General features: G+C 68.7%; 11 protein-coding genes. 3 read left to right on the top strand and 8 right to left on the bottom strand.

The window, feature by feature from the left end:
* Positions 1 to 110: 110 nt before the first annotated feature.
* Positions 111 to 1,727: a ribonuclease Y gene (gene rny / locus Ssi02_RS00650; RefSeq protein WP_204019885.1), complete on the bottom strand. Its 1,617-nt coding sequence runs from the start codon at positions 1,725 to 1,727 to the stop codon at positions 111 to 113.
* A 535-nt stretch (positions 1,728 to 2,262) separates the two neighbouring features.
* Between rny and Ssi02_RS00645 the strand changes: the two genes are divergently transcribed.
* Positions 2,263 to 2,937 carry an alkylmercury lyase family protein gene (locus Ssi02_RS00645; RefSeq protein WP_204019882.1) on the top strand — a complete coding sequence of 225 codons (675 nt, stop codon included), beginning with the start codon at positions 2,263 to 2,265 and terminating at the stop codon, positions 2,935 to 2,937.
* Positions 2,938 to 3,353: 416 nt separating this feature from the next.
* Here Ssi02_RS00645 and recX read toward each other — a convergent pair whose 3' ends face one another.
* Complete coding sequence (gene recX / locus Ssi02_RS00640; protein WP_204019879.1) at positions 3,354 to 5,132, bottom strand: recombination regulator RecX; 1,779 nt, start codon at positions 5,130 to 5,132, stop codon at positions 3,354 to 3,356.
* Between the two features lie 59 nt (positions 5,133 to 5,191).
* Positions 5,192 to 6,349, bottom strand: coding sequence for a recombinase RecA (gene recA / locus Ssi02_RS00635; RefSeq protein WP_204019876.1), 1,158 nt, complete (start codon positions 6,347 to 6,349; stop codon positions 5,192 to 5,194).
* A gap of 406 nt (positions 6,350 to 6,755) precedes the next feature.
* On the opposite strand from recA, the gene Ssi02_RS00630 reads away from it, so the two are divergent.
* The gene (locus tag Ssi02_RS00630) at positions 6,756 to 7,028 is read left to right on the top strand and encodes a hypothetical protein (protein WP_204019873.1); all 273 of its coding nucleotides are present in this window, start codon (positions 6,756 to 6,758) and stop codon (positions 7,026 to 7,028) included.
* 55 nt (positions 7,029 to 7,083) lie between these two features.
* Here Ssi02_RS00630 and Ssi02_RS00625 read toward each other — a convergent pair whose 3' ends face one another.
* The 4 genes from Ssi02_RS00625 to Ssi02_RS00610 all read right to left on the bottom strand — a co-directional run bounded on the left by Ssi02_RS00625 (position 7,084) and on the right by Ssi02_RS00610 (position 10,733).
* Entirely contained in the window at positions 7,084 to 8,313 is a 1,230-nt protein-coding gene (locus Ssi02_RS00625) for a Dyp-type peroxidase (RefSeq protein ID WP_204019871.1), read from the bottom strand.
* A 15-nt stretch (positions 8,314 to 8,328) separates the two neighbouring features.
* Complete coding sequence (locus Ssi02_RS00620; RefSeq protein ID WP_204019869.1) at positions 8,329 to 8,889, bottom strand: copper chaperone PCu(A)C; 561 nt, start codon at positions 8,887 to 8,889, stop codon at positions 8,329 to 8,331.
* A 526-nt stretch (positions 8,890 to 9,415) separates the two neighbouring features.
* The gene (locus tag Ssi02_RS00615) at positions 9,416 to 9,982 is read right to left on the bottom strand and encodes an MFS transporter (RefSeq protein WP_204019867.1); all 567 of its coding nucleotides are present in this window, start codon (positions 9,980 to 9,982) and stop codon (positions 9,416 to 9,418) included.
* Positions 9,983 to 10,538: 556 nt separating this feature from the next.
* Complete coding sequence (locus Ssi02_RS00610; RefSeq protein ID WP_204019865.1) at positions 10,539 to 10,733, bottom strand: DUF3046 domain-containing protein; 195 nt, start codon at positions 10,731 to 10,733, stop codon at positions 10,539 to 10,541.
* 219 nt (positions 10,734 to 10,952) lie between these two features.
* On the opposite strand from Ssi02_RS00610, the gene Ssi02_RS00605 reads away from it, so the two are divergent.
* Positions 10,953 to 16,079, top strand: a complete 5,127-nt coding sequence (locus tag Ssi02_RS00605) for an Lhr family helicase (protein WP_239128477.1) — start codon at positions 10,953 to 10,955, stop codon at positions 16,077 to 16,079.
* Positions 16,080 to 16,319: 240 nt separating this feature from the next.
* Here Ssi02_RS00605 and Ssi02_RS00600 read toward each other — a convergent pair whose 3' ends face one another.
* Positions 16,320 to 16,637, bottom strand: a complete 318-nt coding sequence (locus tag Ssi02_RS00600; protein ID WP_204019863.1) for a hypothetical protein — start codon at positions 16,635 to 16,637, stop codon at positions 16,320 to 16,322.
* Between the last annotated feature and the right edge of the window lie 386 nt (positions 16,638 to 17,023).

Raw genomic sequence — 17,023 nt, 5'->3', positions numbered from 1 at the left:
GGAGGTCTCCGCACGGGCTCGGGTGAGCCCGGCGGGGGCTTGCTTCGGTCTGCTCGCAGGTTGGGTGTTCAGCTGCTGGGTGTCAGCGGGCTCGTGTCGTGTCGTGGGTGTCAGCGGGCGAACTCGGTGGCTCTGGACTCACGCACCACCGTGATCCGGATCTGACCGGGATAAGTCAGTTCCTCCTCGACCTGCTTGGCGACGTCGCGGGCGATGACCTGGGCCTGGATATCGTCGATCGCGTCGGGTTTGACCATGACGCGGATCTCGCGTCCGGCCTGCATCGCGAAGACCTTCTCGACGCCCTCATAGGACTGAGCGATCTCCTCCAGGCGCTCCAGCCGCTTGACATATGCCTCAAGCGACTCCCGCCGGGCTCCCGGGCGGCTGCCGCTGATCGCGTCAGCCGCCTGGGTTAGCACGGCTTCCACCGTGCGCACCTCGACCTCGTTGTGATGCGCCTCGATGGCGTGCACCACGTCTTCGTGTTCGCCGTACCTCCGGGCGATCTCGGCACCGATCAGGGCGTGGCTGCCCTCGACCTCGTGGGTGAGGGCCTTGCCGATGTCGTGCAGCAGAGCACACCGTTTGGCCAGGTCTCGGTCCAGGCCCAACTCGGCGGCCATGATGCCGGCGATGTGGGCGGATTCGATGAGGTGCTTCAGCACGTTCTGCCCGTAGGAGGTGCGGTAGCGGAGCTGGCCGAGGAGCATGACCAGCTCGGGGTGCATGTCGGTGATGCCCACCTCGACCAGCGCGTCCTCGCCGGCCCTGCCGCACAGGTCTTGCACCTCGGCCTTGCTGCGCTCATAGGCCTCTTCGATGCGCTGCGGGTGGATGCGGCCGTCGAGCACGAGCTTCTCCAGCGTCAACCGCGCGGTCTCCCTGCGGACCGGGTCGAAGCAGGACAGCAGCACCGCCTCGGGGGTGTCGTCGATGATGAGGTTGACGCCGGTCGTCGACTCGAAGGCGCGGATGTTGCGCCCTTCCCTGCCGATGATGCGACCTTTCATCTCATCGCCCGGCAGGTGGAGCACGGAGACGACCGACTCGGTCGTCTGCTCGGTCGCGACACGTTGCACGGCAAGGGTGACGATCTTGCAGGCTCGTTTCTCACCCTCTTTGCGGGCCTCGCTCTCGATCTCGCGGATGATCAGCGCGGCCTCGCGTTTGGCTTGGTTCTCGATCTCCTTGACCAGCTCCGCCTTCGCCTGTTCGGCCGTGAGCCCGGCGACCCGGGACAAGATCGCCCGGCGTTGCTCCTCCACCTGATCCAGCTCAGAACGCCGATCCGCCAGTTGCGTCTCGGTCTCCGCGAGTTTGCGCGCCCGCTCGCCCTGCCGGCGCGCCTCCTCGTCCAGCCGCTGCTCACGCTCGCCGAGCCGGTGTTCCCTGCGTTCCAGGTCGGCCCTGAGATCCTTGAGCTCGTGCTTGAGGACCTGCCCCTCCTCCTCGGCCTCCTTGCGTAGGCGCGATGCGTTCTCCGTGAGCGACTCGGAGCGTCTGAGCAGCTCATCGGCATCGGACTCGGCCCTCTTCCGGATGTCGACCGCCTCGCGCTTGGCCTGCTCCAGCTCGCGGTAGACCTCGGCGATCTGCTCGGCAGTCGGCCCTGCGACCTGCGCCGACTGCCCACCGGAACGTCGCACCACCACGACAAGAGCAGACAGCGCCACCACGGCGAGAATCAGCACGGCCACAGTTAGCGCGACCGAAAGCGTCTCCATGAGCGCTCCGCCCTCCTCGCGTCACAACCCCTCACGACCTTCAACCCGCGAGATGTCACGCGCGCGGCACAGATCACCCAAGGAATGGCGCCACCAGGACAAATATCAAACCAAGACTGGCGGCACGCCCCACTGAGCCACCCTCGTCCCACCTGTCTCGGATTCTCAAGCTCGCTCGTCCATCGTCCACACCGTTATGGCAATCCGCACTGCGCGGAGTAACTCCTCACTGTCGTCGAGGTTAAGTTGTCGAAGTGGTCACGGGCAAGCAAAGAACGGGTGGCACGTACGCATAGCCATTGCGCGCCGCCCGGACCTGCGAGTTCGGAGTCGGACGCACTAACACTCCGTAATCGCGCGACTCTTCCGCAATGCAGCAGCAAGTAGCGCCGACGAGCGCTTAGACCGATTCAATACTCGGACGAAATCCACATCTTCCCAGGTAGCAGGCTTGGACCGAGATACCGCCGCGAAATAGCGGTAAGCATAGTGAGCCATGTCATTTGGCTGTTATGGTCGGCAACGGAGGTACAGCATGGACGACTGGGACGTGCGTCAACAAGTGTTCACGACGTTCGCCGAAGAGGGGCGTGCACCCTCCGTCGCCGAACTCGCGGTCCAGCAGGGCGTCGACGAGCACAGCATCCGCGACAGCCTCATCCGGCTCCACGAGGCACATGCGATCGTCCTCACGGAGTACGGCGATGCCATCCGCATGGCCCACCCCTTCTCGGCGACGCCCATGGGGTTCGTCGTCACCGCCGACGCCCCCTATGAGCAGCGCATGTGGTGGGGCGGCTGCGCCTGGGACTCCTTCGGCATCAGCGCCGCCCTCAAAATCGACGTCACCGTCGACACGCGCTGCCCCGGATGCACCACACCCCTGCGCCTTGACGTCGGCCCACACCAGCAGCCCGAACCCGACCTCATCGCGCACATCCCCAAACCCGCCGCTCAGTGGTGGGACGATGTGGTGGACACGTGCAACAAGATCCGCCTGTTCTGCTCCACCGAACACCTGAAGCTGTGGGCCTCCCAGACGGACACCCCTGTCGGCCAGGCCATTCCCGCCACCACTCTGTGGCAGCTCGCCCAACCTTGGTATGGCGACCGCCTCAACTCGGGCTACCGGCCCCGGCCCCTGGCCGAGTCACAGGCGCTACTCACGGAGTGTGGTCTCACTGGGGATTTTTGGACCCTCCCAGAGTGAGAGCTGTGCGTTAAGGGGTGTCGGGGGTTACCCACTCTACGTGCGTATAAATACGGTTTGGCGATCCATTGGATGGACACTACATAAGACGCCAAATCACGCAATCAATGCTATAGCAGACAGAATACTTTTTCTCCACCGAATAGCGCATACCAATCCACCCCTGGGTTCCTCTCAGCGTAGGCCGCCTCCCACCAGCCGCACTCCCCACCTGAGAAGGCACACCCCCTCCTCGCCCAAGTGATCAGGATCCCTCCCTCACCCAGCCCGGTCACGCTGCTCTGGTCCTCAGCACCCCAGGTCATGCGAGACAACCGGATCGGGAGCATTTTCCGGGATCAGCCTCACCAGCCATGAACTCCCCGGGATCACCGCACTCCCCTCGCTGTAACGACGGCACCATGCGCAAGGCCGGCTCAAGACCACTCCCCTGGGTCGGGATCACCGCCCATGGAATCCTCGGGAAGATCCTCGGCCTCCATCGCCTCGCGCACCACGCGGAACGCGAGGCCGGGGGCGTAGCCCTTTCTGGCGAGCATGCCGGTGATCCGGCGCATCCGAACCTCGGGGGCGAGCCCTCGGGTGGACGCCAGTTTCTTGGCCACCAACCGGCGGGCCGTCTCGACCTCCTGGTCGGGATCAAGCCGGTCGACCGCAGCCTTGACCATCTCGTCCTCGACACCCCGATGGCGCAGCTCGGCCGCGAGGGCACGCCGGGCGAGACCTCGCCCATGGTGGCGTGAACTCACCCACGCCTCAGCGAACGCCTCGTCATCGATCAGCCCGACCTCTGAGAAGCGTGACAACACCGCCTCGGCCACCTCATCGGGGATCTCCCGCTTGCGCAGGGCGTCCGCGAGCTGAGCCCTGGTCTTCGGCGCGAGGGTCAGCAAGCGCAGGCAGACCTCCCGGGCGACGGCATGCGGGTCACGCTCCAGGGCAGCCCGCCGCCGCTCACCTCTCCCCGACCTGGCCGCACGCGAACCCGTCCGCCGATCGCCGTCCCTGGACTCACCCGTATCGGGCTCCACGCCATCGGAGCGGGCGGAACTCTGGCCTGAATCACCCCAGCCCCGATCGTTCTCCTCCGCATTCTCTTCCGCATATGAACGTCCTCTGTTGGAACGCCCCTTCCCGCCACGCCTCTGCCCGCTCTCCCCCCATCCAGCACGATCACGCCCCGCTCCCCGGCCGCCCGGCCGCCCCCCACGATCACGCTCCTCACGAGCATGCTCCTCACGCTCGTGGCGGGCGTCGTCACGTTGAGCACGGTCACGGGTGGAGTCGCCCTCCCGAGCACGCCTGAACAGATCGGGGTCAGCCGGATCAAGGCCAAGAAAGGCCAGCGCGCTGCCGAACTCCCCCTGCCCTGCCGCGCCACAGCCGGCCTGCTCCCGGCGAGCTCCCTCAGCCCCCGCATGATCCCGCGAAGCCTCGGCAGCGGCACGCGCCGACCGATCATGCTTGCGGGCAGGCCCCGAGGAGCGCCCCCGCTTCGCCCGCCCGGACACATCCGAGGACTCGGTGTCCCCCCATGCCCTCCAGTCCTTCGCCCCGACCTCAGGATCACGGGAGGAGGGATCGTGACCACTCAGCTCAGCTTTCCCCTCACCTGCATCCCCATAGACCTGGTCGCTCCGTCGAAGATCGCCTTCCCGTCCCCAAGAAGGGCTACGGTCCGACAACCTCCCCAAGCCGGGAGGCTCGGGAGCATCGGCCTCGCTCCGCCCCCCGGGCTCCGGATCGTGGGAGGAGACGTCGCGACCACTTGGATCCGCGCCACTCTCATCGGACTGCCAAGCCGGTTGATCCCCTTGTGGAACACGACGCCCCCAGCCCGAGGAACGGCTGCGACGCGGCCACTTCCCCGAGCCCGACGAGTCAGGGGAATCGGCTTCCCCCCACACCTCGGGCTCCGGATCACGGTCAGCCCCACTCCCAGCAACCCCCCAGCCCGAAGAGCGGCCACGACGCGGCCACCTCCCCGAACCGGAAGAACCAGGGGGATCGGCTTCCTCCCATGCCCCGGGCTCCGGATCGCGGGAGGAAGGGGCGTGGCCACTCAGCTCGGCTTCACTCTCGCCAACCCCCCGGCCGGACTTGCCACCCCGACGGATAGGACCTCCCCTGCCCAAGGGGCGCCTCCGGCGCGGCTGGTCTGCTGTGCCGGAGGGGTCGGGAAGGTCGGCGTCCATCCATGCTCCCCAGTCCCGCGTCCCGGGATCGGGATCGTGGGAGGAGGTGTCGTGTCCGCTCAGACGTCACCCGGCTTGGGGGCCGTGGCCGTGGCCCTGGCCGCTCGGGCGGAGGCACCGGCGCCGCGACCGGTCGCGGCGGCGGGGGCTGCGGTGCGGGGTGCAGGGCCCGCGGCGGGGGTGGCCGGCTTGACGGCGGGGGCGTCGGCGGGTGCGTCGACGCGGGGGCCGACACCGAGCTTCTCCTTGATCTTCTTCTCGATCTCGTTGCCGGTGTCGGGGTGGTTCTTCAGGAAGTTGCGAGCGTTTTCCTTGCCCTGGCCGAGCTGCTCGCCCTCGTAGGTATACCAAGCGCCGGACTTGCGCACGAAGCCGTGCTCGACACCCATGTCGATGAGGCCACCCTCACGGGAGATGCCAAACCCGTAGAGGATGTCGAAGTCGGCCTGGCGGAAGGGCGGCGCACACTTGTTCTTCACGACCTTGACCCTCGTGCGGTTGCCGACGGGCTCGGTGCCGTCCTTGAGGGTCTCGATGCGACGCACGTCGAGGCGGACCGACGCGTAGAACTTGAGCGCCTTACCACCGGTCGTGGTCTCCGGGCTGCCGAACATGACGCCGACCTTCTCCCGGAGCTGGTTGATGAAGACGGCGGTCGTGCGGGTCGAGCTGATGGCGCCGGTCAGCTTGCGCAGGGCCTGGGACATCAGACGGGCCTGGAGGCCGACGTGGCTGTCGCCCATGTCGCCCTCGATCTCGGCCTTGGGCACAAGCGCGGCCACCGAGTCGATCACCACGATGTCGATGGCGCCGGAGCGGATCAGCATGTCGGTGATCTCAAGCGCCTGCTCACCGGTGTCGGGCTGCGACACCAGCAGGGCATCGGTGTCGACCCCCAGCCGCCGAGCGTATTCAGGGTCGAGCGCGTGCTCGGCGTCCACGAACGCGGCGATGCCGCCGGCCCGCTGGGCGTTGGCCACCGCGTGGAGGGCGACGGTCGTCTTACCGCTCGACTCGGGGCCGTAGATCTCGACGACGCGTCCCCGGGGCAGTCCGCCGATGCCGAGGGCGACATCGAGCGCGATCGCGCCCGTCGGGATCACCTCGATCGGGGCCCTCGCGTCCTCGCCGAGCCGCATGACGGAGCCCTTGCCGAACTGCCGCTCAATTTGGGCGAGGGCGGTCTCAAGGGCCTTCTCGCGGTCGTTGTTAGCCATGGGAGCCCCCCCAAAAGGGATGTGGATCTGGTCAGTGGAGAGAAAGCTACGACCTGCCACCGACAATTTCCGGCACGGCACGCGCCGACGGCGACGCCTTCATACTAGCCGAACGATTGTTCGATCACAGCCCGAACACGCCGACCTCCGAAAGCCTCCCGCGCACGTGGGGGCACATATGGACACACAGGCCAACACCCCACCAGATACCCAGCCAACCCCACCGCTCCGCCGTACAACACCACGAGCCGGGCTCTCCGGCCGTGAGCTGGGCGGGCTTCGCCGTACAAGATCAGGGGTACATGCGAGGTGCGGGCCGAAAGCGCAGGGGCGACTTGCTTTCAGCTGTTGCCACAGTGCTGACCTGCGGCGATCCTGAAGGGAGACGAACCCCGAGGTGCCAGACGTGACCAGCACGTACACCCAGCAACGCCGCACCCATCTTGAAACGCTCGCTGCTCAGCTTGTGGAGCACGGGCTCGTGGGCCGCCTCCTCGGCGGCGACAACCCGATGTTGTGGGTGTGGCATCCCACAACAGGCAAACAGACCATCATCTTCGCGACCCCCTCCAAGGACGGATGGCAATTCCTCTGGTCCCCCAACGGCCAGATGAGCGCCGACGCCACAGCCAGGACCGTGCAACTGCTCAGAGACGCCCTCTCCGACAATCCGCCCTGATGTCTGGTGGCCCGCACCGTACGGCACGGGCCACCATAAACATGACCTGGGGCGATTAGGAGAGCAGCGTCTCGCCGATCCACCCCGAGGACGAACACCCCGGAGGTATGGCGAAGACCGCAGACCCGATCGGGGTCGTCCATTCGTTGAGCAGATCGACCTCCGCGAGCCTCCGCTGGATGGGGACGAACTGACGCTCGATGTCGGCCTGATAGGACGCGAAGATCAACCCCGAATCGGAGCGCCCCCGCGCGGTGAGCCCCTCATCATAGTTGTAGGCCCTCCGGAAGATCCGCAGACCGGGATCGGCCACATGGGCCCTCCGCACGTGGGAGAACTCCGAGATCACCGGAAACCCCACGTCGTTGAGCCGCTCGAAATCAGGCGGGTCGTGCTCCGCGCGACCGGTCAGCGGGGCTCCCGTGTCCAGGCGGCGCCCCACAGAGAACTCCTTGGCCACGCGGTCGACCGCGTCCCAGGTCTCAAGCTCCATCCGGATACGGCGGAGCACGAGCATCGTGCCGCCGCGCAGCCAGGCGGGGTCATCCGCCACCCATACGGCCTTATCGAAATCGGGTGTGCCAGGACGGTGATTGACGGTGCCGTCGAGCTGCCCCATCAGATTGCGCTGGGTCAGCCCCGGAGCCTCGACGTGAGGAGGACGCCGGAACCCCCGCTGAAGCCAGCGGACCTCGGCAAAGGCGCGCACGTCTTTGACGATCATGCGCAGCGCGTGGGACAACGTGACCGCGTCGTCCGAGCAGATCTGCACAAGCAGATCTCCCCCGCTCCACCGCTTCTCCAGCTTGTCGATCTTGAACTCCGGCAGGGCCTTCAGCGACCTCGGCCGCCGGTCCTCGGCCTCGGCCGCCGTGAAGAACCCCGGGCCGAACCCGAAGGTGACGCTTAACCTGGCCGGCAGTACGGCCAGCTCGGGTTCGGTGTCGGCCAACGCGGGTCGTCCCTCGGTCAACCGCCGCGCGTCGTCGGTGAGCAGCCTCATCAGCCGGCCCAACGCGTCGCGATCGGTCCCCTTCCTGAGGTCGAGCCCGAGGAACACCGCATATGTCTGGGGAAGCGTGGCGACACCCCCTTGGTGAGGACCATGGAAGGACTCCACACTCCTCCCATGAGGTACGGCGACGCCGCCGTTGGCCTCGGCCGGACTCCCGGCGACCGTGGCGGCGAAGGTCGCGGCGGCGGCAGCCGTACCGCCGGCGAGGAGACCCCGCCGGCTCAGCCCGCCCCCGCCCGGCCCCGGCTGGGCAGGCGTTGAGTTGCGCATCGTTCGGGCCTGTCGTCAGTGCTGGTCGGAGCCGGGCTCGTATTCCTCGTTGCCACCGGCGAATTCCTTGCCGACGGCGGTGAGCTCGACGTCGGCGCCGTCCGCGGTGGTGAGGGTGAAGGTGAACTGGTCACCTGGCTTGATGGCCTTCTTCACACCCATGATCATGATGTGGTCGCCACCGGGTTGCAGGGTCAGCTTCCCCTTGGGCGGGACCACGAAGCCCCCCTGCTTTTCACGCATCACCATCTTGCCGTTGTTGTCGGCCACCTCGTGGAGCTCGATGGAGGAGGCGGCAGGCGTGGCACCGGACACGAGGGTCACGGCTTTGTCGGTGTTGTTGACGAGGGTGCCGAAGACGGCGGTCATGCCGGTCGACGCCGCTTTCACCCAGGGGTCGACGATGGTCACCGTACCGGCGGCGGCTGCGGGAACCGCCGCCGGACTCGCCGGCGCGGAGGTGGCCGGGGTGGCGGTGGAGGTGGTGCCGGAGGATCCGCACGCGCCGACGGCGAGAGCGGCGGTGAGAGCAGCGGCCAGGAGAAGACCGGCCTTCATGGGACGGTGAAGCTTCATGCGTGATGCCTTTCTTAGGCGCGTCCGAGCACACCCGCGATGCCCACCGGGGAAACTCACGGTGGGGACGGCAGGTGAGCGGTCGTCACTGAGCGCACTTCATCCGGTCTCCGGCATCACAGCCCTGCCGCCAGACGGTCGACGCCTGACGCCCGACGCCCTAGACCCGGCGGTGGACTGTCTCGACGTTCTAGTCGTTTCCGGCGGCTCGTCGTTTCCGGCGGGCTCGACGTTTCCGGCGGGCTCGACGTTTCCGGCGGGCTCGACGTTCTGGTCGCTCCCGACGGGCTCGACGTTTCCGGCAGCTCGACGTTCTGGTCGTTCCCGACGGGCTTGACTGTCGGCAGGACGGCGAGTCGGTGTCGGCTCGGCGAGTCGGCGATGGATCGTGTCAGCCAGAGGGATGAGTGCGGCTCACGGGTTTACGGTGCCGACGGCACAACCGGCCGGTCGGCACAACCTCGCCCTCCCGGGCGAGGTGCGGGAACCGCGACAGCGCCCCCGGCGCCAGGGACGAACCCGGAGCTCAGAGGGCGGCGGTGAGGCCCGTCGGCGGCCCACGCCGGCCGACGGCATGGCGCAGCAGCGCCGACTGCAGGATCTGCGGCTCGGGCGCCCACGGCACGGCCGGCCAGAGCGTGATCGGCTGGATCAGCTCGACAACGGGGATGCGGAGACGCGCCCCGATGCGACGCAGCAGCGCCCAAAGCAGCGCCTCGCCACGAGCCAGCCACAACGCGGTCAGCCCGACGGCCCACCCGTGCATGACGAGCATGCCGATGTCAGGCATGAGCCCCGTGTGAGGAACCTCGACATGGCCGACCGGCATCGTTCCCTGAGGCACGGCGTGCGACATGGCGAACAGTACGTGCAGCACCACTTGCAAGGCCGCGAGCAGCGGCAGAATCACCCGCAGGGTGCGCTCACGCCCCGAGAACGGCAACGCCGCGACGAAGGCGAGGCTCAACGCCCCCACCACGACCGTCCCCGAGACCTGCCCTCCACCAAAGATGTGCGCGACCACGCTCAGCCCGGCACACACCACGGCGAACGCGGCAGTCCTGACGAGTCGGAACGACACTGTGGAGGGCATGATGGCGCCATCTTGACACATCCCCCGGCCGGTGAACGACTTGCCTCGACGCCATGAATCCCCGCCATGCCCGCTAAAAGGAGCAGAGTAGAGCGATCACGAACGCCGGAACAGACGCGAACACGAGGGCGGATGCACATCGCGACAGCCCGGCGCGAAGGCGGGTGCAGACGGGACGCGGGGCGGCAATGACGCCGGAGGCGTACGAGCACGCCTTTAGGCGGGGGCGTGTACGGCGGAAGCAGACTTGGAGCTCGCCACAAACCCTCGCGTAGTCCTCGGCGAGGTGCCGACGTGCGCGGCACGGCAGGAGCAGACATGCTGTGGGAGGCGCACTGACCGCCGCCAAACCCCGTGAACACATCGGTCCCTGCCTCACCGCGGTCCGCGTCTGACGCATGCCGACCCGATAGCCCCCGCGAATCCGTCCGGTCAAGATCCGAGAACCTTCGGCGGCGGGGGCGGAGACGACCGCAGTCTTGGAAGCCTGCGCCTCCTTGGGGGCAGCCGTGCGTCTTGAACCCGGCTCAGAGATCAGTCGCACTCGGCTTGGGGATCAACGCAGTTTGGGGTCCACATCGACGGTGACGCACACGGCCTGCCAGACCTTCTTGGCGGGCTCGCCGTCGGCCAGGGCCTGGACCACGGTGCGGCTGCCCAGTTCGGCGATGACATAGTCACGTGCCCAGGACTCGGAGTAGACCTCACCGAACTGTGCGTGCATCCGTCTCCAGAACTCCGTAATACGCATCTCCCCAGTCTGGCACCCCTTCCCCACCGGGACTGCCCGCCTGCGCGGGCCATGGGGACGAGAACACGCGCGTCCGGCGCCGGCTCTCGCAGCCGCCCCTGCCCTTCCGCTACCGGCTCGAAGAAATTTGTGAGGGATGGAAGGGGCGGAAGTGGCCTGGAAGACATTTGAGACAGCGGGCCGGGCGGTTCTGTCGGTGGGGGGAGGCAGACTGGGCCTGTGAGCTCGCTCGACCATTTCAGCAGCCTGACCAGGCAGTGGTTCCAGGGCGCCTTCGCCAGGCCCACGGCCGCGCAGGAGGGGGCCTGGGAGTCGATCGCGCGTGGGGACAACACTCTCGTGGTCGCCCCCACCGGATCGGGTAAGACGCTGGCGGCGTTCCTATGGTCCCTCGATCGGCTGGCCTCCGGAGACAGGGCACGGAGCGGCACAAGTTCTGCTCATGCGAGCCCTGCCGACACGAGCCCTGCCGGCACAAGCCCTGGCGGCACAAGCCCTGCCGACACGAGCTCTGCCGGCACAAGCCCTGCCGGCACAAGCCCTGCCGGCACAAGCCCTGCCGACACAAGCCCTGCCGGCCTGGGCTCGGCGGCCGGGCGTAAAGGCCGGGGGGCGAAAGGATCGGGAGGCACCGCCCGCCAGCGGACATGCCGGGTGGTCTACGTGTCGCCCCTCAAAGCGCTTGCCGTCGACGTCGAGCGCAACCTTCGGGCGCCGCTCGCGGGTCTGCGGCAGACGGCCAGGAGGCTGGGCGGCGAGGCGCCTGATATCTCGGTGGCCATCCGGTCCGGTGACACCCCGGCCGAAGATCGCAGGCGGTTCGCGACCAAGCCGCCGGACATACTGATCACCACGCCCGAGTCGCTTTTCCTCCTGCTCACCTCACAGGCCCGGGAGGCGCTGCGCGGTGTGGAGACGGTCATCGTGGACGAGGTGCACGCGGTGGCCGGCACCAAGCGGGGCGCCCACCTGGCACTCAGTCTGGAGCGTCTCGACGCGCTGCTTCCCCGTCCGGCGCAGCGCATCGGGCTCTCCGCCACCGTGCGGCCGGTCGCCGAGGTCGCGACCTTCCTCGGGGGCGCTCGCCCGGCGACCGTCGTGCAGCCACCGTCGGACAAGCAGTGGCAGATCGACGTGGTCGTCCCGGTCGAGGACATGACCGAGCTGGACCGCCCTCCAAAACCGGCCGCGGGCGAAGGCGAGTTGTGGGCTCCGGAGACCCGGAGGTCCATCTGGCCCCATGTGGAAGAGCATCTGCTGGATCTCATCGGGAGACACCGCTCCACGATCGTCTTCGCCAACTCCCGCCGCCTGGCCGAGCGCCTCTGCGCCCGCCTCAACGAGCTGTCCTATGAGCGTGGCCTGGCCTCCCTGGCTCCCGGTGATGAGGGCATGTCGCCCGTCTATGGCGACACCCATGGCACTGCCGCAGGAGACGGCTTTGACGGCGCGAGTGACGAAGTCCGTCACCTCCACGGAGACGACGGAGACCGCCGAGGCAGCGGCGTGCACACCTGGGACAGGGATAGCGCGGACTCCCGAAGCAAAGGGGACGCCCAAGGCGAAGGGGACGTCCAGGGCGAAGGGGACGTCCAGGGCGAAGGGGTCGGCAAGACGGTAGAGACGCCTCGCGACGACGGGCGCACGCCACCCCGCGAGGATCTCGGCAACGGTGGCGGTGCCGTACTCGGAGGTGCCGGTGAAGCGAATCGTGGCGATGCGCGGCGGGGCTGGGGGAACGGCGTGGCCGGGGGGATGCCAGCTGCGATGATGGCGCAGGCCGGGGCGGGGAAGGGGGCGCCGGCCGAGGTGGTGCGGGCGCACCATGGGTCGGTGTCCAAGGAGGAGCGGGCGCAGATCGAGGAGGCGCTCAAGTCGGGGAGGCTGCCGGCGGTTGTGGCGACCTCCAGCCTGGAGTTGGGCATCGACATGGGCTCGGTCGATCTGGTGGCCTGTGTGGAGGCGCCGCCCAGTGTGGCGAGTGGTCTGCAGCGGGTGGGGCGGGCCGGTCACCAGGTGGGGGCGGTGTCCAGGGGGGTCATTTTCCCGAAATATCGGGGTGATCTCGTGCAGACGGCGGTGGTCGCCGAGCGTATGAAGAGCGGGGAGATCGAGGAACTGCGTTATCCCCGCAATCCGCTCGATGTGCTCGCGCAGCAGATCGTGGCGATGACGGCGGTCGACGAGTGGACGGTGGACGAGCTGGAGGCCCTGGTCCGCAGGGCGGCGCCTTACGCGACGCTGCCGCGGACGGCGCTTGAGGCGACGCTCGACATGTTGGCGGGGCGTTATCCGAGTGAGGAGTTCGCGGAGCTTCGTCCTCGTGTGGTGTGGGACCGGGTGACGGGGGCGTTGCGGGGGCGGCCGGGGGCGCAGCGGCTGGCGGTGACGAGCGGGGGCACGATTCCCGATCGTGGGTTGTTCGGGGTGTTCCTCGTGGGTGAGCGGGGTTCGCGGGTGGGTGAGCTGGACGAGGAGATGGTCTACGAGTCGCGGGTCGGCGACGTGTTCGTGCTGGGGGCGACATCGTGGCGCATCGAGGACATCACGGCTGAGCGGGTGCTCGTGTCGCCGGCTCCCGGGCAGCCGGGGAAGTTGCCGTTCTGGCATGGTGACACGCCGGGACGGCCCGCCGAGCTCGGGCGGGCGATCGGGGGGTTTCTGCGGGAGGTGGCCGCGGCCGAGGCTCCTGAGGGGCGTGTGCGGGCGGCGGGGCTCGACGAGTTCGCCGCGGACAATCTGCTGGCCTATTTGAAGGAGCAGCGTGAGGCGACGGGGCACATTCCCGACGACCGGACGCTGGTGGTCGAGCGGTTCCACGATGAGCTGGGCGATTGGCGAGTGGTGGTGCATTCGCCATACGGCGCGCGGGTGCACGCCCCGTGGGCGCTGGCGATCGATCGGCGGTTGCGCGAGCGTTATGGCGTGGATGTGCAGGCTGTGCACTCCGACGATGGGATCGTGCTGCGCATCCCGGACACGCTGACGGATCCGCCGTCCGATGTGGCGGCGTTCGATCCGGAGGAGATCGAGCGGATCGTCACCGAGGAGCTCGGCGGGTCGGCGTTGTTCGCGGCGCGTTTCCGGGAGTGCGCTGGGCGTTCGCTGCTGTTGCCGAGGCGCAGTCCGGGCAGGCGCACTCCGCTGTGGCAGCAGCGGCAACGTTCGTCGCATCTGCTGAAGGTGGCGAGCGGCTACGGGTCGTTCCCGGTCGTGCTGGAGACGATGCGCGAGTGCCTGCAGGACGTGTTCGACGTGCCGGGGCTGGTCACGCTGATGCGCGACATCGCGGCGCGGCGGGTGCGGGTGGTGGAGGTGGAGACTCAGCAGGCTTCGCCGTTCGCCGTGTCGCTGTTGTTTAACTATGTCGGCGCTTTCATGTACGAAGGGGACGCGCCGCTGGCCGAACGCAGGGCTCAAGCGCTCGCGCTCGACACCTCGCTGCTGGCGGAGCTCCTCGGCCAGGCCGACCTTCGTGAGCTGCTCGACCCCGAGGTCGTCGCGGAGGCCGAGCGCGAGCTGGCCAAGCTCGTCTTTCCCCTGCGTGACATGGAAGACTGCGCCGACCTGCTGCGTTCCCACGGACCGCTGCTCGCGGCCGACGTGAGTGTGCGCGGGGGTGACCCGGCCTGGCTGGCCGAGCTGGAGCGGACCAGGCGGGCACTGCGAGTGCGGGTCGCCGGTGATGAGCTGTGGGCCGCGATCGAGGATGCCGCGCGGCTGCGCGACGCGCTCGGCACGCCGCTGCCCGTCGGTGTGCCGCATGTCTTCCTCGAACCTGTGGACGACCCGCTGGGCGATCTTCTGGCACGGCACGCACGCACCCGCGGACCGTTCACGGCGACCGGGGCGGCCGCGAGGTTCGGGCTCGGGGTGGCGGTGGTGCGCGACACCCTGACCCGCCTCGCCGGCTCGGGGCGGGTCGTCAGCGGCGAGTTCCTCCCCGGCGGGAGGGGCGAGGAATGGTGCGACGCGGGTGTGCTGCGCATGCTGCGGCGTCGTTCGCTGGCGCGTCTGCGGCGCGAGGTCGAACCGGTGCCCGCCGAGACCCTTGCCCTGTTCACCCCCGTCTGGCAGGGCGTCACAGCGGGGGCCGGTCAAGGTTCGCGGGCCGAAGGTGGCGGGGCGCGGCAGATGGACACTCTCGTCAGTGCCATCGAGCAGCTTCAAGGCGCGGCTGTGCCCGCGTCCGCACTGGAGACGCTCGTGCTGCCCGGCCGGGTGCCCGGTTACTCCCCTGCCATGCTCGACGAGCTGACCGCGTCCGGTGAGGTGCTCTGGGCCGGGCAGGGCGGGCTGCCGGGCGGCGACGGCTGGGTTTCGCTTTACTTCGCCGACACCGCGCCGCTGCTGCTGCCCGAGCCGGTCGAGATCACGATGACGCCTCTGCATGAGCAGGTGCTCGACGCGCTGGGCGGTGGAGGCGCGCTGTTCTTCCGCGGTCTGTCCGACCGGATCGGCTCGCTGGACGACCCCGCGCTGGTCACCGCCCTGTGGGATCTCGTGTGGGCGGGGCGGGTCTCGGGTGACACCCTCGCCCCTCTGCGTGCGGCGCTCGGCGCCGGTCGCCCAGCGCACCGGCCCGCCACCTCCCGCCGCAGGCGGGTCGTGTTGCCCACCCGCACCGGACCGCCGACCGCCGGCGGGCGGTGGTGGTTGTTGCCCGGACCGTCGCCGGACGCGACCCAGCGGGCCCACGCCCAGGCGGAGGTGCTGCTCGAACGCCACGGTGTCGTGACGCGGGGCGCCGTCGCCGCCGAGCGGCTTCCTGGGGGGTTCGCCGGGGTCTACCAGGTGTTGCGGGCCTTCGAGGAGAGCGGGCGATGCCGCCGGGGCTACTTCGTGGAAGGGCTCGGCGGCGCCCAGTTCGCGCTCACGGGCGCGGTCGACCGCATGCGCGCCCTTACCCCGTCCGCCAGTCGGCGCCGCGAGGCCCCACGCGTGGTGGTCCTCGCCGCGGCCGACCCCGCCAATCCGTACGGCGCGGCGCTCCCATGGCCCGACCGCCTCACCGACGTGGCCCACCGCCCGGGGCGGAAGGCGGGCGCGCTGGTGGTGCTCGTGGACGGCCACCTTGTGCTTTATGTGGAGCGGGGCGGCAAGACCCTCCTGTCGTTCGCCGAGGACGGCCCTCACCTCTCGCCTCAGGAGGCCGGCGACGGCTCGTTTGACACCCTGATCCGGCCGGCCGTGGACGCCCTGGCCCTTGCCGTCCGCGAAGGCGCCCTCGGCAAGCTCACGGTGGAGAGGGCCGACGGCCTGCCGATCAACGACTCCCCACTCGCCGCCGCCCTGGAAGCCGCCGGCTTCCACCCGACACCACGCGGCCTCCGCCTGCGCGCGTAACGGTCGGGCCGGACGACTACAACCGGGCGAAACTCGCCGTGGCCTCCACCTGCGCGCGTAAGAGTCGGGCCGGACGACTACAACCGGGCGAAACTCGCCGTGGCCTCCACCTGCGCGCGTAACGGTCGGGCCGGACGACTACAACCAGGCGAAACGCGGCGTCGCCTCCGCCTGCACGCGTAGCCGTCCCGCGACCGATGCGAGGGCCCTAGGCGGTTCGAGGAGGTGCCGGTCGCGGGGCTAAGGGGTGACCGCGACGGCCAGGCCGCCGACGCGGTAGTCGCCGATGGCCTGGGTGACGGCGAATGGGGCAAAGCGGCCTGTTTGCAGTTTCGTCACTTGGATCAACAGGTGGACCCGGCGCTGTTCTCCGGGTTCCAAGGCGACGGGGAAGGTGCCCGCGCCTTCGAAGCCGATTTCGCCGTCCACTTTGAACGCGGTGTGCGTCCACATGGGGTCGCCCGGCACCTCCCCGAGCAGGCCGGCGATGTTCTCCATCGGGCCCACATGCACATCGAACCGCATGAACTCCGCCGTCCGCCGCACGGGTGAGTTCACGGATATACGCGTCGGCGGGCCGGGCCAGAAGGGTGTCCGGCCAACTCCAGTCCTCGATGCGCTGGTCCTCCTGCCGTGGGTGGCGCGGGAGATGGGGAAACGCGGCTATGTGTTTGCGCAAGTGCTCGATCTTCCTACTTTGCTCAAGCACCCCCGGGACCATGGATTTCAACCGGTTACCCACGTCGTTGAAGGCCGACTGTGCGGCCGCGTCCGGCGGGGCGGCGAGGACGCCTTCCAGCCCGGCCCGAACTCGCCTATGGCGTGGCTCCAGCCCTCCAGGTCCCCGCAAGCCCACCCCCAAAAACGTCTCAACGGTCACATTGGCACCACAAGACGGCTACGGTATGGGCCATAGATGTGATCTTTGGTGCGTCGCAGGACAT

Source organism: Sinosporangium siamense (assembly GCF_016863435.1).
In the GTDB taxonomy this organism is placed as follows: domain Bacteria; phylum Actinomycetota; class Actinomycetes; order Streptosporangiales; family Streptosporangiaceae; genus Sinosporangium; species Sinosporangium siamense.
This window is presented reverse-complemented; position numbering and strand designations above follow the sequence as displayed.

What these genes read in the sequence shown, in the direction of transcription:
- rny (WP_204019885.1), bottom strand. Translation starts at nt 1,727, where the DNA reads ATGGAGACGCTTTCGGTCGCGCTAACTGTGGCCGTGCTGATTCTCGCC.
- Ssi02_RS00645 (WP_204019882.1), top strand. Translation starts at nt 2,263, where the DNA reads ATGGACGACTGGGACGTGCGTCAACAAGTGTTCACGACGTTCGCCGAA.
- recX (WP_204019879.1), bottom strand. Translation starts at nt 5,132, where the DNA reads ATGGACGCCGACCTTCCCGACCCCTCCGGCACAGCAGACCAGCCGCGC.
- recA (WP_204019876.1), bottom strand. Translation starts at nt 6,349, where the DNA reads ATGGCTAACAACGACCGCGAGAAGGCCCTTGAGACCGCCCTCGCCCAA.
- Ssi02_RS00625 (WP_204019871.1), bottom strand. Translation starts at nt 8,313, where the DNA reads ATGCGCAACTCAACGCCTGCCCAGCCGGGGCCGGGCGGGGGCGGGCTG.
- Ssi02_RS00620 (WP_204019869.1), bottom strand. Translation starts at nt 8,889, where the DNA reads ATGAAGCTTCACCGTCCCATGAAGGCCGGTCTTCTCCTGGCCGCTGCT.
- Ssi02_RS00615 (WP_204019867.1), bottom strand. Translation starts at nt 9,982, where the DNA reads ATGCCCTCCACAGTGTCGTTCCGACTCGTCAGGACTGCCGCGTTCGCC.
- Ssi02_RS00610 (WP_204019865.1), bottom strand. Translation starts at nt 10,733, where the DNA reads ATGCGTATTACGGAGTTCTGGAGACGGATGCACGCACAGTTCGGTGAG.